The sequence below is a fragment of the Cryptosporangium japonicum genome, from assembly GCF_039524755.1.
GTDB lineage: Bacteria > Actinomycetota > Actinomycetes > Mycobacteriales > Cryptosporangiaceae > Cryptosporangium > Cryptosporangium japonicum.
The window spans coordinates 20596-37962 of record NZ_BAAAGX010000014.1; the positions used below are offsets into that span (position 1 = coordinate 20596).

Annotated in this window: 15 protein-coding genes, 1 pseudogene and 2 riboswitches; of the genes and pseudogenes, 11 read left to right on the forward strand and 5 right to left on the reverse strand. The window is 72.3% G+C overall.

What is annotated here, in order from left to right; genetic code table 11:
* Positions 1-213, reverse strand: a pseudogene (locus ABD437_RS16760) (serine/threonine protein kinase); the annotation flags it as partial.
* 204 nt (positions 214-417) lie between these two features.
* Here ABD437_RS16760 and clsA point away from each other — a divergent pair.
* The 10 genes from clsA to gcvP all read left to right on the forward strand — a co-directional run bounded on the left by clsA (position 418) and on the right by gcvP (position 9640).
* The gene (gene clsA, locus ABD437_RS16765; RefSeq protein WP_344649780.1) at positions 418-1047 is read left to right on the forward strand and encodes a cardiolipin synthase ClsA; all 630 of its coding nucleotides are present in this window, start codon (positions 418-420) and stop codon (positions 1045-1047) included.
* Positions 1044-2006 carry a DUF881 domain-containing protein gene (locus ABD437_RS16770; protein WP_344649781.1) on the forward strand — a complete coding sequence of 321 codons (963 nt, stop codon included), beginning with the start codon at positions 1044-1046 and terminating at the stop codon, positions 2004-2006. Before clsA ends, ABD437_RS16770 begins: the two co-directional genes overlap by 4 nt.
* Positions 2003-2335 (forward strand): small basic family protein, encoded by a 333-nt coding sequence (locus tag ABD437_RS16775; protein ID WP_035856140.1) that lies wholly within the window; start codon positions 2003-2005, stop codon positions 2333-2335. Before ABD437_RS16770 ends, ABD437_RS16775 begins: the two co-directional genes overlap by 4 nt.
* Before the next feature lie 2 nt (positions 2336-2337).
* Positions 2338-3267, forward strand: a complete 930-nt coding sequence (locus ABD437_RS16780) for a DUF881 domain-containing protein (RefSeq protein ID WP_344650155.1) — start codon at positions 2338-2340, stop codon at positions 3265-3267.
* A gap of 28 nt (positions 3268-3295) precedes the next feature.
* Positions 3296-3679 (forward strand): glycine cleavage system protein GcvH, encoded by a 384-nt coding sequence (gcvH, locus tag ABD437_RS16785; protein WP_035856136.1) that lies wholly within the window; start codon positions 3296-3298, stop codon positions 3677-3679.
* 245 nt (positions 3680-3924) lie between these two features.
* Positions 3925-4395, forward strand: coding sequence for an oxoglutarate dehydrogenase inhibitor Odhl (odhI, locus tag ABD437_RS16790; protein WP_035856133.1), 471 nt, complete (start codon positions 3925-3927; stop codon positions 4393-4395).
* A complete protein-coding gene (ftsR, locus tag ABD437_RS16795) occupies positions 4392-5105 on the forward strand; it encodes a transcriptional regulator FtsR (RefSeq protein WP_344649782.1) in 714 nt (237 codons plus the stop codon). The genes odhI and ftsR overlap by 4 nt, the downstream gene beginning before the upstream one ends.
* Positions 5106-5220: 115 nt before the next feature.
* Positions 5221-5688, forward strand: coding sequence for a bifunctional nuclease family protein (locus ABD437_RS16800; protein ID WP_035856122.1), 468 nt, complete (start codon positions 5221-5223; stop codon positions 5686-5688).
* 257 nt (positions 5689-5945) lie between these two features.
* Complete coding sequence (locus ABD437_RS16805; RefSeq protein ID WP_425558178.1) at positions 5946-6536, forward strand: MerR family transcriptional regulator; 591 nt, start codon at positions 5946-5948, stop codon at positions 6534-6536.
* Positions 6537-6554: 18 nt separating this feature from the next.
* A riboswitch (glycine riboswitch) is annotated at positions 6555-6650 on the forward strand.
* A riboswitch (glycine riboswitch) is annotated at positions 6651-6752 on the forward strand. It begins immediately after the preceding riboswitch.
* A 35-nt stretch (positions 6753-6787) separates the two neighbouring features.
* Positions 6788-9640 carry an aminomethyl-transferring glycine dehydrogenase gene (gene gcvP / locus ABD437_RS16810; RefSeq protein ID WP_344649783.1) on the forward strand — a complete coding sequence of 951 codons (2853 nt, stop codon included), beginning with the start codon at positions 6788-6790 and terminating at the stop codon, positions 9638-9640.
* Positions 9641-11234: 1594 nt separating this feature from the next.
* Here the strand turns inward: gcvP and ABD437_RS16815 are convergent.
* Positions 11235-11432 (reverse strand): DUF5999 family protein, encoded by a 198-nt coding sequence (locus tag ABD437_RS16815; RefSeq protein ID WP_344650157.1) that lies wholly within the window; start codon positions 11430-11432, stop codon positions 11235-11237.
* Between the two features lie 455 nt (positions 11433-11887).
* Entirely contained in the window at positions 11888-13720 is a 1833-nt protein-coding gene (locus ABD437_RS16820; protein ID WP_344649784.1) for a substrate-binding and vWA domain-containing protein, read from the reverse strand.
* Positions 13721-13983: 263 nt separating this feature from the next.
* Here ABD437_RS16820 and ABD437_RS16825 point away from each other — a divergent pair, with 263 nt between their 5' ends.
* Positions 13984-14574: a DUF6318 family protein gene (locus ABD437_RS16825; protein WP_344649785.1), complete on the forward strand. Its 591-nt coding sequence runs from the start codon at positions 13984-13986 to the stop codon at positions 14572-14574.
* On the opposite strand, the gene ABD437_RS16830 is transcribed toward ABD437_RS16825, so the two are convergent.
* Both ABD437_RS16830 and ABD437_RS16835 read right to left on the reverse strand, forming a co-directional pair.
* A complete protein-coding gene (locus tag ABD437_RS16830) occupies positions 14571-16112 on the reverse strand; it encodes an OmpA family protein (RefSeq protein WP_344649786.1) in 1542 nt (513 codons plus the stop codon). The genes ABD437_RS16825 and ABD437_RS16830 overlap by 4 nt on opposite strands.
* A gap of 243 nt (positions 16113-16355) precedes the next feature.
* A complete protein-coding gene (locus tag ABD437_RS16835; RefSeq protein ID WP_344649787.1) occupies positions 16356-17243 on the reverse strand; it encodes a tyrosine-type recombinase/integrase in 888 nt (295 codons plus the stop codon).
* Between the last annotated feature and the right edge of the window lie 124 nt (positions 17244-17367).

Sequence of the window (17367 nt, forward strand, 5' to 3'; positions counted from 1 at the left end):
CGAGACGCTCGCGTCCGGGGTGTCCCAGGACGCCGTGACGCGTCCGCCGGAGGCACCGGCCGGCAGCGCGATACCGGCGTGGCGGGCGGGGTCGGCGCCGGGTGCGGCGGTCGCGGGCACGGCACCGGCCAGGGCGCCGGCGACCAGGGACAGCCCGGCGGCGCCGGCGGTCAATCGCGCGGCGCGCTGCGGGTGGCGGGTCGGTCGGGTCACCGGCACTCTCCTAGATCGCTCTCGGGCCACATCCGTGTGGTCACTTCGTCACTCGACCCGCAACGCCCTGAGCTGAGGAAACGGCGAGGTGATCAGCGTCGCGGCGGAGTGTCGGGCGCCACGGGGAGCCCGGCGGTCGCCCCGCTGTCGGTCCGAGGTGGCAGCATGGGCGGGTACGTCGGAACACGGAGGGGAGGCGGGATCGTGCCCGAGGCGTCCGAGGTGGCACCGGCTCCGGTGGAAGCCGACCCGCCGGTCACCGCGCGGGTGCTCACCGTGCCCAACGCGTTGAGCGCGCTGCGGCTGCTCGGTGTCCCGGTGTTCGTCTACCTCGTGCTGGTCGCCCAGGCCGACCTGCTCGCGTTCCTGGTGCTCGTCGTCAGCGGGTTCTCCGACTGGCTCGACGGGGCGCTGGCCCGGGCCTGGGGCCAGGTCAGCCGCATCGGCCAGCTGCTCGACCCGCTCGCCGACCGGCTCTACGTCTTCACCACGGTGGTGACGTTCGCGATCCGCGACATCATCCCGTGGTGGCTGGCCCTGGCGCTGGTCGTCCGCGACGCCGTGCTCTGGGTGGGCCTGCTGGTGCTGCGCCGGTACGGCTACCAGTCGCTGCCCGTGCACTACGTCGGCAAAGCCGCGACGGCGAACCTGCTCTACGCGTTCCCGCTGCTGCTGCTCGGCGGTCAGGACGGCATCGTCGGCGCGGTCGCGATGCCGGTCGGCTGGGCGTTCGCGATCTGGGGCGTCGGGCTCTACTGGTGGGCCGCGGCGCTCTACGTCGTGCAGACCGGGTCGCTGGTCCGGTCGGCACGCAGAGAGCAGCCGGCAGGGTGACCGAACCGAAGTTCCGTCTCTTCGGCAAGGACGCGCCCCCCTCGCCCGGCCTGACGATGCTGGCCGACCTGATGAACAACCACCTCGACCCCGGCTACGCGGCCGCGGCCCGGCGCCGGGAGGCCGCCGAGCCGCCGTCCCGGCTCGCGCGCCGGGGGCGTGGCCTGCTCACCGCGGCGTGCGCCGCGCTGATCGGCGTCGTGCTGGCGATCGCGTACCAGGAGGCCGTCGACACCGCGCCCGCCGCCGCGAAGACCCGCGACGCGCTCGCCGCCGAGATCCGCCGGGCCCAGAGCACCACCGACGAGCTGCAGAAACAGGCCGACGACCGCCGGGAGGAGGTGGCCGGGGCCCAGGATCGGGCACTGGCGAACGACGACAGCGGCCGCGCGCTGTCCCGCCGGGTGCGTGACACCGAGGCCGCCACCGGGCTGCTCGCGGTCACCGGAGAGGGCATCGTGCTGGAGGTGTCCGACGGCGAACCCACCCGCGACCCGGTCACCGGCGTGCCGGTCGGCGACGCCGAGGCGTTCCTGGTGCAGGACCGTGACCTGCAGAGCCTCGCCAACGCGATCTGGGCGGCCGGCGCCGAGGCGGTCGCCGTCGACGGCCAGCGGCTGACCGCGCTCTCGGCCATCCGGTCGGCCGGTTCGGCCGTCCTGGTCGATTTCCGGCCGGTCGACAACCCGTACACGATCACCGCGATCGGCGACTCCGACCAGCTCTACCGCCGGCTGCTGCGCGACCCCGCGGTCCGCCGGTTCCAGTCGTACGTCAAGGACTACAAGATGGGCTTCGACCTGCGCCGCGACGACGAGCTGAAGCTGCCCGCCGGCTCGGAGCCGGAGCTGCGTTCGGCGCGGTCGCCCGCCCCCTCGGCGCCGGCCGCGCCCGGCGGCTCGACCGGCCCGGCCGCGTCCACGCCACCCCCGACCAGAGAGCCCGGAGGTCCGAATTGATTCCCGCGCTGGCGCTGATCGTCGGCGTCGTCGTCGGTCTGGTGTTCGAGCCGTCGGTGCCGACCGGTCTCGAGCCGTACCTCCCGATCGCGGTCGTCGCCGCGCTCGACGCGGTGTTCGGCGGCGTCCGTGCGCGGCTGGACGGCATCTTCGACGACAAGGTGTTCGTCGTCTCGTTCGTGTCCAACGTGCTGGTCGCGGCGCTGATCGTGTACCTCGGCGACAAGCTCGGCGTCGGCGGGCAGCTCTCCACGGGCGTCGTCGTGGTCCTCGGCGTACGCATCTTCGGCAACGTGGCGGCGATCCGGCGCCACATCTTCCGGGCGTGACGATGACCGATCCCACCCCCGACGACGACGCGGTCACCGAGGCGATCACGGTGCCGCTGCCGACCCCCGCACCGGCCACCCGAGCGCCGGCGCCGCGCTCCCCGGCGTCGCCGGAGGCCGACGACCCCCCGGCGGTGGGCGAGCCGGACGCCACCGGCCGGGAACTGGTGCCGGCCCGGGCCGTGCGCCCGGAGGCCGGCGGGCCCTCCCCGGCGCACCGGCGGCCCCGGGAGGCCTCCCGCCGCCTGTGGATGAAGGTCACCGTGGTGGCGCTCTGCGCGCTGCTCGGCGTCAGCCTCGCCGCGCAGCTGCGCCGCAACGAGAAGGACGGCGCGCTGGCCGGCGCACGCCAGGAGGACCTGGTCCGCATCCTCGACGAGCTGGACAGCCGCGAGCAGCGGCTCCGGGCGGAGATCGCGGAACTGCAGGAGCGCCGCCGGACGCTGAGCTCGGCCGCGGAGGGCTCGCAGACCGTCCAGGAGGACCTGGAGCGCCGGTCGGAGGAGCTGGGCATCCTGGCCGGCACGATCCCGGCCGAGGGGGAGGGGCTGCGCCTGGTGTTCCGCCCCGGCTCCTCCGCGCTGGGCGCCGAGCTCATCCTCGACGCGGTGGAGGAGCTGCGCGGGGCCGGCGCCGAGGCGATGCAGATGGGCGGGCGCACCGGGAGTCCGGTGCGGATCGTCGCGGCGACGGCGTTCCTGGACACCGAGAACGATCACCTGCTGGTCGGCAACCACGACCTGAGCGGGCCGTACACGTTGCTCGCGATCGGAGACCCGGAGACGATGCGCGCGGCTCTGGCGATCCCCGGTGGTGTCGTCGACTCCGTGGAGGACGCCGGCGGTAAGTTGCAGATCGACGCGCCGGACCCGGTCACCGTCACCGCGACGCTGTCCCCGGCGACGCCTCGGTACGCCGAGCCGGTCGACTGAATCCCCTGACCCGAGGAAGGAACAGACCGTGATCCCCGACGATCTGCGGTACACCAACGAGCACGAGTGGATCCGCGTGACCACCGGGAGCATCGTCCGCATCGGTATCACCGACTACGCCCAGGACTCGCTGGGCGACATCGTGTTCGTGCAACTGCCCGATGTGGGGGACACGATCACCGCGGGCGAGGCGGTCGGCGAGGTCGAGTCGACGAAGAGCGTCTCCGACGTCTACGCCCCGGTCACCGGCACCGTCACCGCGAAGAACGAGGCTCTCGACGACCAGCCGGAGCTGATCAACGGCGAGCCCTACAGCGGTGGCTGGATGCTCGAGGTGGAGGTCGACGACGCGGGTGTGCTCGACTCCCTGCTCTCGGCCGAGGAGTACCGCGAGCTGACCGAGAAGGAGTAGTAGCCGCCGCCGCGCGGCTGCTTACCTGGTTGCACTAGGCTTCGTGGGTCGGACACCTCCTCATGAGGCAGGTGGTCGTCCCCTCGCTGCGACCGGGTCTGCCAGACTGGTCGCAGGAACCCCACGCAGGTACTCAGCCGCGCGAGCGGCCGACAGACGAAGACCGGGAGGCGATCGAACTTGAAGGGTGCCCCTCCAGCACTCGCTCCGCCGTGCCTGCGGGCCCGCAACGCCGGAGGTGTGCGATGAGCCGCCATTCCGAGGACGATCAGCAGCAGGTGGACGTCACCTCGACGATGATCCTCGGCGCCATCGACGACGCGGTCGTCGAAGCGTCGGAGGCCGGCGGCGGTAACGACCCCGAAGGTACCCGCATCGCGGAGAGCCTCCCGGCCGGCTCGGCGCTGCTCGTCGTCCGGCGTGGGCCCAACGCGGGTAGCCGCTTCCTGCTGGACTCCGACGTCACCACCGCCGGGCGCCACCCGGAGAGCGACATCTTCCTCGACGACGTGACCGTGTCGCGCCGGCACGCCGAGTTCCGTCGCGAGGCCGGTGTGTTCGTGGTCCGCGACGTCGGCAGCCTCAACGGCACCTACGTCAACCGCGAGCGGGTCGAGTCCGCCACGCTGGCGAACGGCGACGAAGTGCAGGTCGGCAAGTTCCGGCTCGTCTTCCTCAGTGGCCCGAAGCGGGCCGCGGAGGGGGTCGCGCAGTGACGCCGTCCGGGTCCTCCGCCCGGTCCTTTCTGAGCATCGGCGAGGTTCTCGCCCAGCTCCGGCCGGAGTTCCCGGACACGACGATCTCCAAGCTCCGGTTCCTCGAGTCCGAAGGGCTCGTGGAGCCGGAGCGCACTCCGGCGGGATACCGCAAATACTCGTCGGAGGACGTCGATCGGCTGCGTTACGTCCTGGCCGCGCAGCGGGACCAGTACCTCCCGCTGCGCGTGATCCGGGAACACCTCCAGGGGGCCGGGCGCGGTGCGCCGGTCCCGCCCCGGGAGCTGGTGGACTCCGAGTCCCTTCCAGCGGCGGGCGATTTCTCCCGACCTGAGATCGATGTCCGACTTTCTCGGTCGGAGTTGCTGGAACGGACCGGCATCTCCGACGCGCAGCTGAAACAGATCGAGAATTTCGGTCTGATCACCGCCCGCGGAGCCGGCTGGTACGACGCGGATGGTGTCGTGGTCGCCGAGACCGTGGCCCGGATGGCCGAGTTCGGCCTCGAGCCGCGGCACCTGCGCGGGTACCGCACCGCGGCCGACCGTGAGGTGGGGCTGTTCGAGCAGGTCGTGGCCCCGGTCGCGCGCCAGCGCGGCCCGGAGGCGAAGGCGCGCGCGGAAGAGATCGTGCGTGAGCTCGCGGCGCTCTCCCTGCGGCTGCACACGGCGCTCGTCCAGGCGCGCCTGCGCGGCTCTCTCGGAGGCTGAGCGCGACGCGCCGCGCGGGTGCGCGCCGTGTACGTTCGACAGAGGCAAGCTAGAACGCGCGGTGGGGCCTCGCCGGGCCCCGCGCGCGTGAGTGCGGAGGCTGGGTGAGGCACGGGTGAAGGAGCTCAACGTCGTCGGTGTGCGGGTCGAGCTACCGAACAACCAGCCGATCGTCCTGCTGAAGGAGGTCGCGGGCGACCGCTACCTGCCGATCTGGATCGGCCCGGTGGAGGCCACCGCGATCGCGTTCGAGCAGCAGGGGGTGCGGCCCACCCGGCCGCTGACCCACGACCTGCTCAAGGACGTTCTCGGGGCGCTGGACGCGCCGCTGCGCAAGGTCGAGATCGTCGAGCTGCGCGACAACGTGTTCTACGCGGAACTGGTCATCGGTGACGGCGTGCGGGTCAGCTCGCGGCCGTCCGACGCGATAGCGCTCGCGCTGCGCGTGGGGGTCACGATCACGTGCGCCGAGGCGGTGCTCGAGGAGGCCGGGATCATCATCCCGGACGAGCAGGAGGACGAGGTCGCGAAGTTCCGCGAATTCCTCGACACGATTTCGCCGGAGGATTTCGCCGGAAGCTGAGGACGGAGCGCCCGTCTGAGGAATACCGTCGGTACACCGGGCGGAACAGCTATCCGGGCATTATGCCCGTTTTGCAGTAATGTATGCTTTTCTGGTGCGCGGAGATGTCGCGACACGCCGCCGCCGGACGTTGACCGGTGTTCACCGTGCTCCTACCGTCGAGGTCTCGGGGGCACAGTGGATCGGCACACGCGCGGAGGTCAGCGGTGGTCAAGCGCGACGGTACGGCCGGGCTCCCGGTTCCCGGGGTGCCTCCCGTGCCCGACGGGTTTCCTCTCGACAGTTACGCCGGCGGCGGTTACGACGGCCAAGGCGTCCTGTTCGAGCCGGAAACCGGGTCGGGCCCGGACGAGAACGTGGGTTACCGGGGTCCGACCGCCTGTCATGTCGCGGGCATCACGTACCGGCAGCTTGACTACTGGGCCCGCACCGGGCTGGTCGAGCCGAGCATCCGGGGCGCGCAGGGCTCCGGCAGTCAGCGGCTGTACTCGTTCCGCGACATCCTCGTCCTGAAGATCGTCAAGCGGCTGCTGGACGCGGGCGTCTCGCTGCAGAACATCCGGCTCGCCGTCGACCAGCTGCGTGCGCGCGGCGTCGAGGACCTGGCCCGGATCACGCTCCTCTCCGACGGTACGACGGTCTACGAGTGCACCTCGCCCGAGGAGGTCGTCGACCTGCTCCAGGGCGGCCAGGGCGTGTTCGGCATCGCGGTCGGGGGAGCCTTCCGCGAGATCGAGGGTTCGCTGGCCAAGCTCCCGGGGGAGCGCGCCAACGGTTCGCCGGCCCCGGCGTCGCGCCCCGAGTCCGACGAGCTCTCCCGCCGCCGCGCCACTCGTCGCACCGGCTGATAGGTTTGTAGCGCGTCATCACCCCGTGCGGGAGAGTCCTTGGGCAAGCCGGCTCAGGGCGCCGAAGGAGCAACCTCCCCGGAACCTCTCAGGCCCACGGACCGTGCGGTGCGGACGACTCTGGAAAGCAGGCGCAGTGACGCGCCTCACCGACGGTGCAAGCCCACTGGTGTTTACCGGGTGAAGCTCTCAGGTACCGATGACAGAGGGGGAGACCGGTCCGCCGTGTCCTGACACCCCCGGAGTCTTCGATGACCGATCGTCCGTCGCTCGCGTCCCTCGCTGCCGTCAGCCCGTTCTCCCGTCGTCACATCGGCCCGTCCGCCGACGACGTCTCCACGATGCTGGACACCGTCGGGCAGCCGTCGGTCGAGGCGCTGCTGAGCGCGGCGATCCCGGCGTCGATCCGGCTGGGCGACTCGCTCGACCTGCCGCCCGCGCTCTCCGAGCCCGAGGCCACCGCCGCGCTGCGCTCCCTGGCGGCACGCAACCGCCCGATGACCCAGATGATCGGCCTCGGCTACCACGACACGATCACCCCGCCGGTGATCCGCCGTAATGTCCTGGAGAGCCCGGCCTGGTACACCGCGTACACGCCCTACCAGCCGGAGATCTCGCAGGGCCGGCTCGAGGCGTTGCTGAACTTCCAGACCGTCGTCAGCGACCTGACCGGTCTGCCGGTGTCCGGGGCGTCGCTGCTCGACGAGGCCACCGCGGCCGCCGAGGCGATGACGTTGGCCCGCCGCTCGGCGAAGAAGGTCAAGTCCGACACGTTCGTCGTGCACCCCGACGTGCACCCGCAGACCCTTGCCGTCCTGCGCACCCGGGCCGAGCCGCTCGGCATCGACCTGGTGGTCTCCGAGGAGCTCCCGGACGAGCCCTACTTCGGCGCACTGATCCAGTACCCGGGCAGCTCCGGGGTGCTGCGTGACCCGCGCCCGTGGATCGAGGCCGCCCACGAGCGCGGCGCGCTGGTGACGGTCGCCGCCGACCTGCTCGGGCTGTGCCTGCTGCGCTCCCCGGGTTCCCTCGGCGCCGACATCGCGGTGGGCTCGGCGCAGCGTTTCGGCGTCCCGCTCGGCTTCGGCGGTCCGCACGCCGGGTACATGGCCGTGTCGCAGGGCCTGGCGCGGTCGCTGCCCGGCCGGCTGGTCGGGGTCTCCCGGGACGCTGCCGGCGCGCCCGCCTACCGGCTCGCGCTGCAGACGCGTGAGCAGCACATCCGCCGGGAGAAGGCCACCAGCAACATCTGCACCGCGCAGGTGCTGCTCGCGGTGATGGCCGGCGCCTACGCGGTCTGGCACGGCCCGGAGGGCCTCAAGCAGATCGCGCTGCGGACGCACCGGATGGCCGCCGTGCTGGCGGCCGGGCTGCGTGTCTCCGGCTCGTTCTTCGACACGATCCGGGTGCCGGTGCCCGGCCGCGCCGACGACGTGATCGCCACCGCGGCCGCCGCCGGCGTGAACGTGCTGCGCGTCGACGACGACACGATCGGCGTCTCCTGCGACGAGACCACCACGGTCGAGCACCTGCGTGCCGTCTGGACCGCGGTCGGCATCGACGCCGCCGCGCTGGACGTGACCGCGCTCGACGTCGAGACCGGCGACGCGATCCCGGACGTGCTCGTGCGTGACGACAGCTACCTGGAGCACCCGGTCTTCGCCGAGCACCGCTCGGAGACCGCGATGCTGCGTTACCTGCGCCGCCTCTCCGACCGCGACTACGCGCTCGACCGGGGCATGATCCCGCTCGGCTCCTGCACGATGAAACTGAACGCCACGACCGAGATGGAGCCGGTCAGCTGGCCGGAGTTCGCCACCATCCACCCGTTCGCGCCGTCGTCGCAGACCGCCGGGTACACCGCGATGATCGCCGACCTGGAGCACTGGCTGGCCGAGGTGACCGGGTACGACGCGGTCTCGCTGCAGCCCAACGCCGGTTCGCAGGGCGAGTTCGCGGGCCTGCTGGCCATCCGGTCCTACCACCGTGACCGCGGCGAGGCCCACCGCGACGTCTGCCTGATCCCGTCGTCGGCCCACGGCACGAACGCCGCCTCGGCGGTGATGGCGGGGCTGCGCGTCGCGGTCGTCGCCTGTGACGACGCCGGGAACGTCGACCTGGACGACCTGCGCGCCAAGATCGCCTCCCACGCCGACGACCTGGCCGCGCTGATGGTCACCTACCCCTCCACGCACGGCGTCTACGAGGAGACGATCACCGAGGTCTGCGCGCTCGTCCACGACGCCGGCGGCCAGGTGTACGTCGACGGCGCGAACCTCAACGCGCTGCTCGGTTTCGCCAAGCCCGGCAAGTTCGGCGCCGACGTCAGCCACCTGAACCTGCACAAGACGTTCTGCATCCCGCACGGCGGCGGTGGCCCCGGCATCGGCCCGGTCGCGGTGCGCTCGCACCTCGCGCCGTACCTGCCCAACCACCCGCTGCGCGAGGACGCCGGGCCGGCCACCGGCCCCGGCCCGGTCTCGGCGGCGCCGTGGGGTTCGGCGGGCATCCTGCCGGTGCCGTGGATCTACCTGCGCCTCATGGGTGCGGAGGGCCTGGTGGAGGCCACCGGGGCGGCGGTGCTCGCGGCCAACTACGTCGCCGCGCGCCTGCGTACCTCGTTCCCGGTGCTCTACGCGGGCTCCGGCGGCCTGGTCGCCCACGAGTGCATCCTCGACCTGCGTCCGCTCACCAAGGCGACCGGCGTCACCGTGGACGACGTCGCCAAGCGCCTGATCGACTACGGCTTCCACGCGCCGACCATGTCGTTCCCGGTGGCCGGCACGCTGATGGTGGAGCCGACCGAGTCCGAGGACCTGGCCGAGCTCGACCGCTTCTGCGACGCGATGATCGCGATCCGGGCCGAGATCGACGCGGTGGCGTCCGGTGCGTGGCCCGCCGACGACAACCCGCTGGTCAACGCGCCGCACACCGCGGCGATGGTGACCGGGGAGTGGGAGCACCCGTACGACCGGGCGCTCGGGGCGTACCCGGCCGGGCGCACCGCCGACAAGTACTGGCCGCCGGTGCGCCGTATCGACGGCGCGTTCGGGGACCGCAACCTGGTCTGCAGCTGCCCGTCGCCGGAGGCGTTCGCGCTGTAAAGCCCGATCCTTACGCCTGCCTGGCGCGCGCCGGTCACCTCCGCGACCGGCGCGCGGCCGGTGCGGGCCGAGTCGTCCCGCCCCGCCGTACGTGGTGGCCCACCCACCCTCACCGGCTGGGGGTGTGCAGGGTGCCCGTTCCGGGGTGGGCCGCGGTGGCTCTCCGCCGACCGCACGCCCACGGGGGGTGCGAGCCGGTGTTCGCCCGACTTCCGCTCTCCCACCGCGACGCGCAGGTGGGGCAGACCATGCGGACATCAGGTTCCCGGCCCAATGACATGGTCCCGGCCCAACGCCACGAGTTTTAGGCCCGGGATGTTGCCGTAGGCCCGAGATCTGGTCGCGAACCTGGACGCGAGCCGGTTCAGGACCGCGCCGGGCGGCTCAGCGCCGTGGCCGCCCTGCTGCGAATCGGTGCGTACCGTTCGGCGCGCTGCCCAGCCTGGCCGTTCGGCCCGCTGCCCAGCCTGGCCGGTCGGCGCCCTGGCCAGCCTGGCCGGTCGGCCCGCTGCTCAGGGAGGCCTTGTGCCGCGTTGAGCGAGGCGACCACTACCCGGGGTGGCAGGCTTCGCGCGGCACGGGAGTGGCGTGTGGGCACCCGCCATCAGGGTTCTGCGTTTGCGGGTCTCGGCGCCAAGCCCTGCGCTGGCCGGCGGCGAGTGGCCCCTGTGCCCCGTGGGATCGGAGTGCCATTCAAGTGCACGAGAGCGAGGTGCACCCGCGCGAGGCGGCGAGCGCGCCCACCGGGTACACCCGCGTTCCTTTCGACCCCGGTTCCCAGCCGCGTGGCCTGGGCGGGAGCGCGCCTTTTCGGGCCTACGACAGGTTTTCGGGCCAACGTCGCCAGTTGTAGGCCCGGGAACTTGTCGTAGGGCCGAGAACTTGTCGCCCGACCCCTTGCCGTGGATCGGTACGCCCGTTCGGCGGGGCTGCTCAGGCAGGCCGTTGGGGAAGGCGGCGTGGGAGTGAAGTGGGTCCAGGCGCAGGGGATCGAGTTGCGTCGCGCTGCGGGCGGCGAGCGCGCAGACCACGCGTTCGCTCCGATCCCGGTCTCCGCATCGCGGGCCGGGTCGCTTTTTCGGGCCTACGACATGTTCTCGGGCCAACGCCGCCAGTTATGGGCCCGGAAACTCGTCGTAGGACCGGGAACTTGTCGCCCGAGCCTGGTGGTGAGCCGCGGATCCACGCGCTGCCCCTGTGAGGCGCCCGGTGGGCGGCGCGAGAGAGGGGCGGGGCCTCCGAGGGGTGCGCGGTGTGGGGGTGCGCGGTGTGGGGGTGCGCGGTGTGGGGGTGCGCGGTGTGGGGGTGCGCGGTGTGGGGGTGCGCGGTGTGGGGGTGCGCGGTGGGCGCGCTGTGTGGGGGTGCGGACGGTAGCCGGGGCGTCGGCGATGGGCCGGACCGGTTACGGGGTTAGGGGGCGGCGGGCGCCGGACCCGACTGGTTGGTCGGGCGACGCGCGGATCGGGTGATCACGCGCGCCGGAGGATGCGGCGGGCGCCGTAACCGCCGTAACGGGCCGGCGGCGGGAGACCCCGTGGTGCGGGGAGACGACCTGCCACCGGGAAACGGGCGGCTTCGGCGCCGCCCGGGTGAGCTAGGCGGCGGCGTGCGCGGGTTCCGGTCGACACGGGTCGACGCAGCGGCCGTCGGGCAGCAGCTCACCGGTGTCTTCGAAAACGATCACGCCGTTGCAGAGCAGGCTCCAGCCCTGCTCGGGGTGCGTCGCGAGCGTGCTCGCGGCGTCCCGGTCAGGGGCTTCGAAAGAAGGGCACTGCGGCTCATGCGGGCACATCGAAGGGTCTCCGGTCAGGATGTACTGATTGTTCGGGTCGGACTGAGAATGCGGTGCCATGCTGGGGTCTTTCCGTGGTGCCGGGTGGTGCGGTGCGGCTCGCCGTCGAGCCTGTGGTTTCCCTCACATCATGGTCCCTCACCGCAACTCCAAACATCGCCCGGATGGGCCGAGTTGTGGGCAACGAATTGAAAACACTTCGCGAACTGCCCGTCGGTTGTGGATAACGCAAGGTGAAACGCACCGAAATGGGGGATTTCTACGAGAGAGATCCCGCAGAGTTGACCGAAGCGTGCGGACCGTGACCGAGCCGCGCACTCCCGCTCTCTGTGACCTGCGCCATTTCCGATGGCCCTAACGATGCCACGCCGGATGAGGTAACGAAGGAGCGGGACACCCCATTCCAGTGTCCCGATTTCTGCGCCTGTCCGGCCCCCCGCGGCCTAGCCGAACGGCTACTTGGGCGGCGATTCCCCGAGGATCGTCGCGAGCCAGAGGCGCTCCAGATCGTCGGCATCCTTGGCTTTGTAGGACTTGCCGCCGGTGGCGTTCGAGATCTCGCGCAGCTCGGACTCGTCGACGCTGTCGCCGAGGCCCAGCGTGATGACCTGCACCGGCCGGTCGGGCTGCCGGCTGGAGCGCAGCTGGTTGAGCAGGGCGGCGCGGCTGATGCCGCTGGCGTCCTGGTTGCGTCCGTCGGTGAGCACGACGACGAGGTTGAGCTGGCGGGGCTGCCAGTTCGTCTGCATGTACTTGTAGGCGGCCAGGACGGTGTCGTAGAGGCCGGTGTTGCCACCGGGGCGCAGGCCGAGGACCTTCTGGATGCCGACCTCCCGGAACGGCTTCCCGGTGGCCTTGTCGGTGGACCCGGCCCGGGTGAGCGGCATGACCTGGCGCCAGTCCTGGTTGCCGATCAGGTTCGTGGAGAACTGCCAGAGGCCGACGTGCGAGTCGTCGTCGAAGAGCGAGATCGCCTTGATCGCGGCTTCCTGGACGACCTGCATGCGTGTCTTGTCGCCGAGCGGCTCGACCATCGATCCGGACGTGTCGACGACCGCGAGGAACGTCGTGGTGCGCTCGAGCGCGGTCCAGTAGACGATCGTGCGGTCGACGGTGTCGGCCGACCCGACCGTGCGGGCGACCGCGCCCACCTGGTCGGAGAAGCCCAGCTCGCCGAGCTTGGCCTCGGCGTAGCGGGTGGACTTGTCGGGGGCGCGGTACCCGGCGTCGCCGTAGATGCGTTGCGCGGTGCTCGTCTGCAGGAAGTCCTGGAACTCCAGCGCCACCTGACGCCGGAACGAGTCGACCCAGGACGCGTTGAGGATCGTGTACGGGTAGTCGGCGAAGACCGTGCCCTCAACGGGGTAGAGCGGGACCAGCTTCACGGGCGGGCGGCCGGCGTTGTAGGTGGCGAGGTCGTGCTCCAGCGACGGGAACGCGCTGATCGTCTTCATCGCGGCGGTCGCGTCCCCGGCCCCGCGGAGAGCCTGGTAGAACGGGCCGCTGTCGGCCTGGCGGTCGGTGACCGAGCGGCTGAACACCAGGAGCGACTTCGCCTCGTCGAGCGAGATCGTGTCGTCGCCGTCGCGGTCGGAGATCGGCACCAGGCTGAGCAGGCCGGCGGTGGAGGTGGTCGGCTCGGTCATGCCGAGCCGGATCGCGCCCCACTCGGGGTGGCCGTAGTCCTTCCAGGTCTTCTTGAGGAAGTGCATGCCGACGAAGTCCGACCAGGAGACCTGCTCGGCCGGCCAGCCGAGCGCCTCGGCCATCGGGCGCGGCACGGCCATCACCACCGGCGAGGTGGCGACGCTGGTGCGCTGCCCGCTCACCATCGCCGCGACGTCCTGGCGGCGGGCCGCGGAGAGCACCCAGCTGTCGGACTCCGGGATCCAGACGTCCGGGCGGGCGATCTCGTCCTGGCCGCCGGGCTCCTGGTCGGGGCTGAGCGCGGCCGCGACCTCGCGCGACGCCCCGCCGGTGACCTCGATCCGCGCGCACCGTCCGTCGACCGACGGCTTCCCGTCCTGCCAGGTGGACGCGAGCTCGCGCACGACGCCCACCTGGTCGGGGGAGACGACGACGGAGAGCGTGGTCGGGGTGCCGTCACAGCCGCCCCGGGCCGCCACGACGTACCCGGCGGTGACGGCGCCGAACACCAGGACGGCGACGACGCCGGCGACCATCCACGGGGCCACCCGGCCGGAGCGCGGCGGGGTTTGCGAGGCGGCTTCCGCCTCGAGCTCCTGGCGACGCGATGCTTGGAGTCGGCGGAACCGCCCGGTTGCCATTTGTGCTGTCCTCCACTCCGAGGCCTCGTGGCCGGAGTCTACGCATCAGTAGCTTTACTGGCAGTAGAGAGCGACAGAACGCTGAGTCAACTTCGGAGAGCAATTCCGCGATTACCCATTGTGGGAATTTCTCCCGATTGAAAACAGCGTGTGTCACGCGGAGGTCACGGTTTTCGGGAGTTCCCGGGGTAATAACCCGATAGCGGGCGCTGTTCGTGCGAACTCGCGCCACTCGTGGTTATCGGCGGGTTAATCTTCCCGGCGTGATCGGCGAACGGGGTGGTGCGATGCGTGCTGCCCGGATAGCGCGAGTCGTGGCGGCCGCGAGCCTCGTCGTGGCCGCGTTGACGGCGTGTTCCTCCGATTCCGGTTCCGACCCGGTGATCGAACCGTCCGCGGTCCCCTCCAGCGCGAAGCCGACGCCACCGGCGCCGTCGCCCGAGGCCGGTCAGCACGACCAGGTCGGCGCGTCCGCGTTCACCGAGTACTGGTTCTCGGTGCTGAGCTACGGCGTGCAGTCCGGTGACGTCGAGCTGCTCCGGACGGTCAGCGACCCCAAGTGCACCGAGTGCACCGCCGCGATGGGCGTCATCCAGGACAACTACAACGACGGCGGGTCGTTGCAGGGTGGCGTCTACACCGTGCGTGAGGCGAACACGATCGAGAACTTCGCCGGCCAGGTGATGACCGTCGCGGTGTCCTACGACCGCAGCCCGCGCTCGGGCACCAGCCCGCTCGGCCAGCCCCGGGGCCGGCTGGACGGCAAGAGTTTCGCCGACTGCGACGTCCGGGTGCTCTGGAACGGCAAGAACTGGGTGGTCCGCGGCGTCGACGCCGCCGAACAGCTCATCTAGCTGCTCGGCTCGGCGGCGTAGCCGAACGTGATCTCGACCCGGCGGTTGCGGTTGCGGCCCTCCTCGGTGGTGTTGTCGGCCACCGGGTTGTCCTCGCCGACGCTCCGCACGACCGCGCGCACCTGGCCACTGATCGTGTTCGCGGTGAGGTACTCGCAGACCCGGCGGGCGCGGTCCTCGGCGACCTGCCGGTTGGTCTCCGCGTCGCCCTGGTCGTCGGTGCCGCCGGTGCAGGTCACGGTCGTGACGTCGGTCAGCCGCGAGCGCAACGCGTTGAGGTAGGGCAGGTCGGCCTCGGGGACGTCCAGGCCGCCGGCCGGGTAGCGGATCGTGCGGGGCGCGGTGACGGTGAGCGTGGTCAGGACGGTCTCCCCGGTCGCCTCGAACACGTCGGGCCGGTCCGGTACCCACATCCGCACGGTGATCCCGGCCGCGATGCCGCCGGGGCGGCCGGCCAGGCGGCGGCCCTGCTCGGTCAGCGCCACGTCCGCGACCCGGGTGCCGACGACCGGCGTCGTGGTCTCGCCGGTGCCGGTGGCCAGCACGACGTCCTCGCTGCCGACGACGGCGGTGAGCGTGGCCTCGCACCGGACGACCGCGATCGGACCGGCGGTGCAGCCGACCTGGGCGGTGCCGCCGCCCGCGTCGGTGAGCGTGCGCTTCGCCGCGCGGACGGACGGCAGCGGGCGGGCGTCGACCGTGGGCGTCCAGGTGCCCTGGACGAGTTGGCCGGCGGCGTCGGAGATCCGGAAGTGCACCGGGCGCACCGCACCCCAGAACATGCTCTTCGGCACGAACGTGGCCCGGCCGGTGGCCGGGTCGATCGAGTACAGGCCCTGGTCGCGGCTGCTGACCTGGGTGACCGGGTCCTCGTTGGCGTCGAGCAGCGTCACCCAGCCGCCGGCCGGTATCGGCAGCGCGATCGCCTGGGTGTCGGTGCCGTTGCTGGTGAGCGCGGTCGGCGGGGTGAGTACGTGGAGGGTGCGGGTCAGGGCGGCGCCGGCGAGGACCACCGTGTGGTCGCCGACGTCGAGGCCGGTCGGGAGCGTCACCGGGAGGCTGACCTCGCCGGTGTCCGACGCGGTGGCGGTGCCGAGGGGAGTGGCGGACGCGGTGGCCGGGTCCGCGGTGGCCTGCGTGATCTCGCCGGGGCGGAATCCGGTGCCGACTAGCGTCAGCTGCTGCCCGGGGAGCGCGAGCCCGATCCGGCCGAGCGAGGTGGTGAGCTCGTCCGGCGCCGGCGGTGGCGCCGGCTCGACCCAGGGCTCGATCAGCGGTTCCCCGGCCGGTTGGCCGGCCACCGGTTCCCCGGCCACCGGTTGCGCCGCCGGGTCGCCGGCCACCGGTTGCGCCGCCCGGTCGCCGGCCATCGGTTGCGCCGCCGGGTCGCCGGCCACCGGCCCGCCGGCCTGACCGGGCGCGGGCGGTGGCTCCGCGGCCGCGACGGCGGGGAGGGCCAGCGCCGCTCCCAGTGCGAGCGGCAGGGCCAGCGCACGGGCGAGGGTGCGGATCGGGTGTTCGTGAGCAGGTGTGAACACACATAGAAAGTAACTTATGTGGGCAAAATGGTGCGGTATCGCGGTCGTGAGGGGCGTGCCGCCCGCGCGGAGATGTTCCCGACCCGAAACTCGTCGGATGCCCCCAGGAAACGCCCCGTCGGAAAGCTGATCCCTGGCAGCGCACGGCCGGCTGTCGCCGGTGCGGCGGCGGCAGCCGGTGCGCGCCACCACGGGAGGGCTCCGCGGCCACGGGGCGCCGGCGGCGGAGTCCTCCCGAACAGCTCACGCCTCGGGTTCGTCCGGGCGCAGGCGACCCGGAACCCGGGGGAGCGGCTCGTACCCGGGCTCACCGGCCAGGTTGACGTTGCAGTCCTGCACCGCGCGCTCGTGCGAGCGCCGGATCCCGTTCGGTCGCAACGGCATCCCCGGAGGCCGACGCACCCCCGACCCGTCGTGGTTGCCGCGGATCGACACCCACAGGGCCTTCGACCGCGGCGCCATCGTCACCAGCGCCGGCCGCACCTCCAACCAGTCACGCAGCGCCGCGAGCGTGCCGCGGGTCAGCGTCGCGGTGCGCGGCTCCGGCGACGGTCCCGTCCGCGGCGCGGCCGGACGCCAGGTCAGCGTGCCCGCGGCCAGGTCGACGTCGGTGAGCGTCAGCGCCGCCATCTCCCCGGTGCGCAGCCCCAACTCGCGGGTGACCGCCGCCATCGCGGCCGCGCGCACCGCCCCCGCCGACCGCGTCCGGTCCGCCCGGGTGGCGAGATGACCCAGCGCCATCCCGGCCGGGACCGCGTCCACCCGGGTGAGGGGAGCGGGGCGCGGCACCTCGTCCGGCACCGGATCGTCCAACCCGGCCTGGCGGGCCAGGATCCGCAGGCAACTGCGCCGGACGCTGCGTGTCGCGTCACCGGACGGACGCCCGGCCGAACCGCGCCGGCGCAGCGTGCCCGCGTCGGCCGCGGCGAGGAACGGGCCGATCAACGCCGGATCGAACCACTCACGCAGCGCTCTCGGCCGCCGGAACGACCCGTCGGCCTCGACCTGCTGGGCGACGAACACCGCGAGCTCACCGGCGACCCACCGCAGCTGACGCAGCCGCGCCGGGCTCCGGCCGACCCCCGCGGCGGCCACCAACGCGTCCACAGTGGCGAACGACGACTCCGACATGGACTAAAAATAACAAGCCCAGACGCCTTCGCGCACCCCGACACGCCAACCACCCCGCAGCTACGCCCGCTCCACCGCACCCCGCCGGCCGACACGCTCCCGCCCGGCAAGGCGGCCCCGCAGG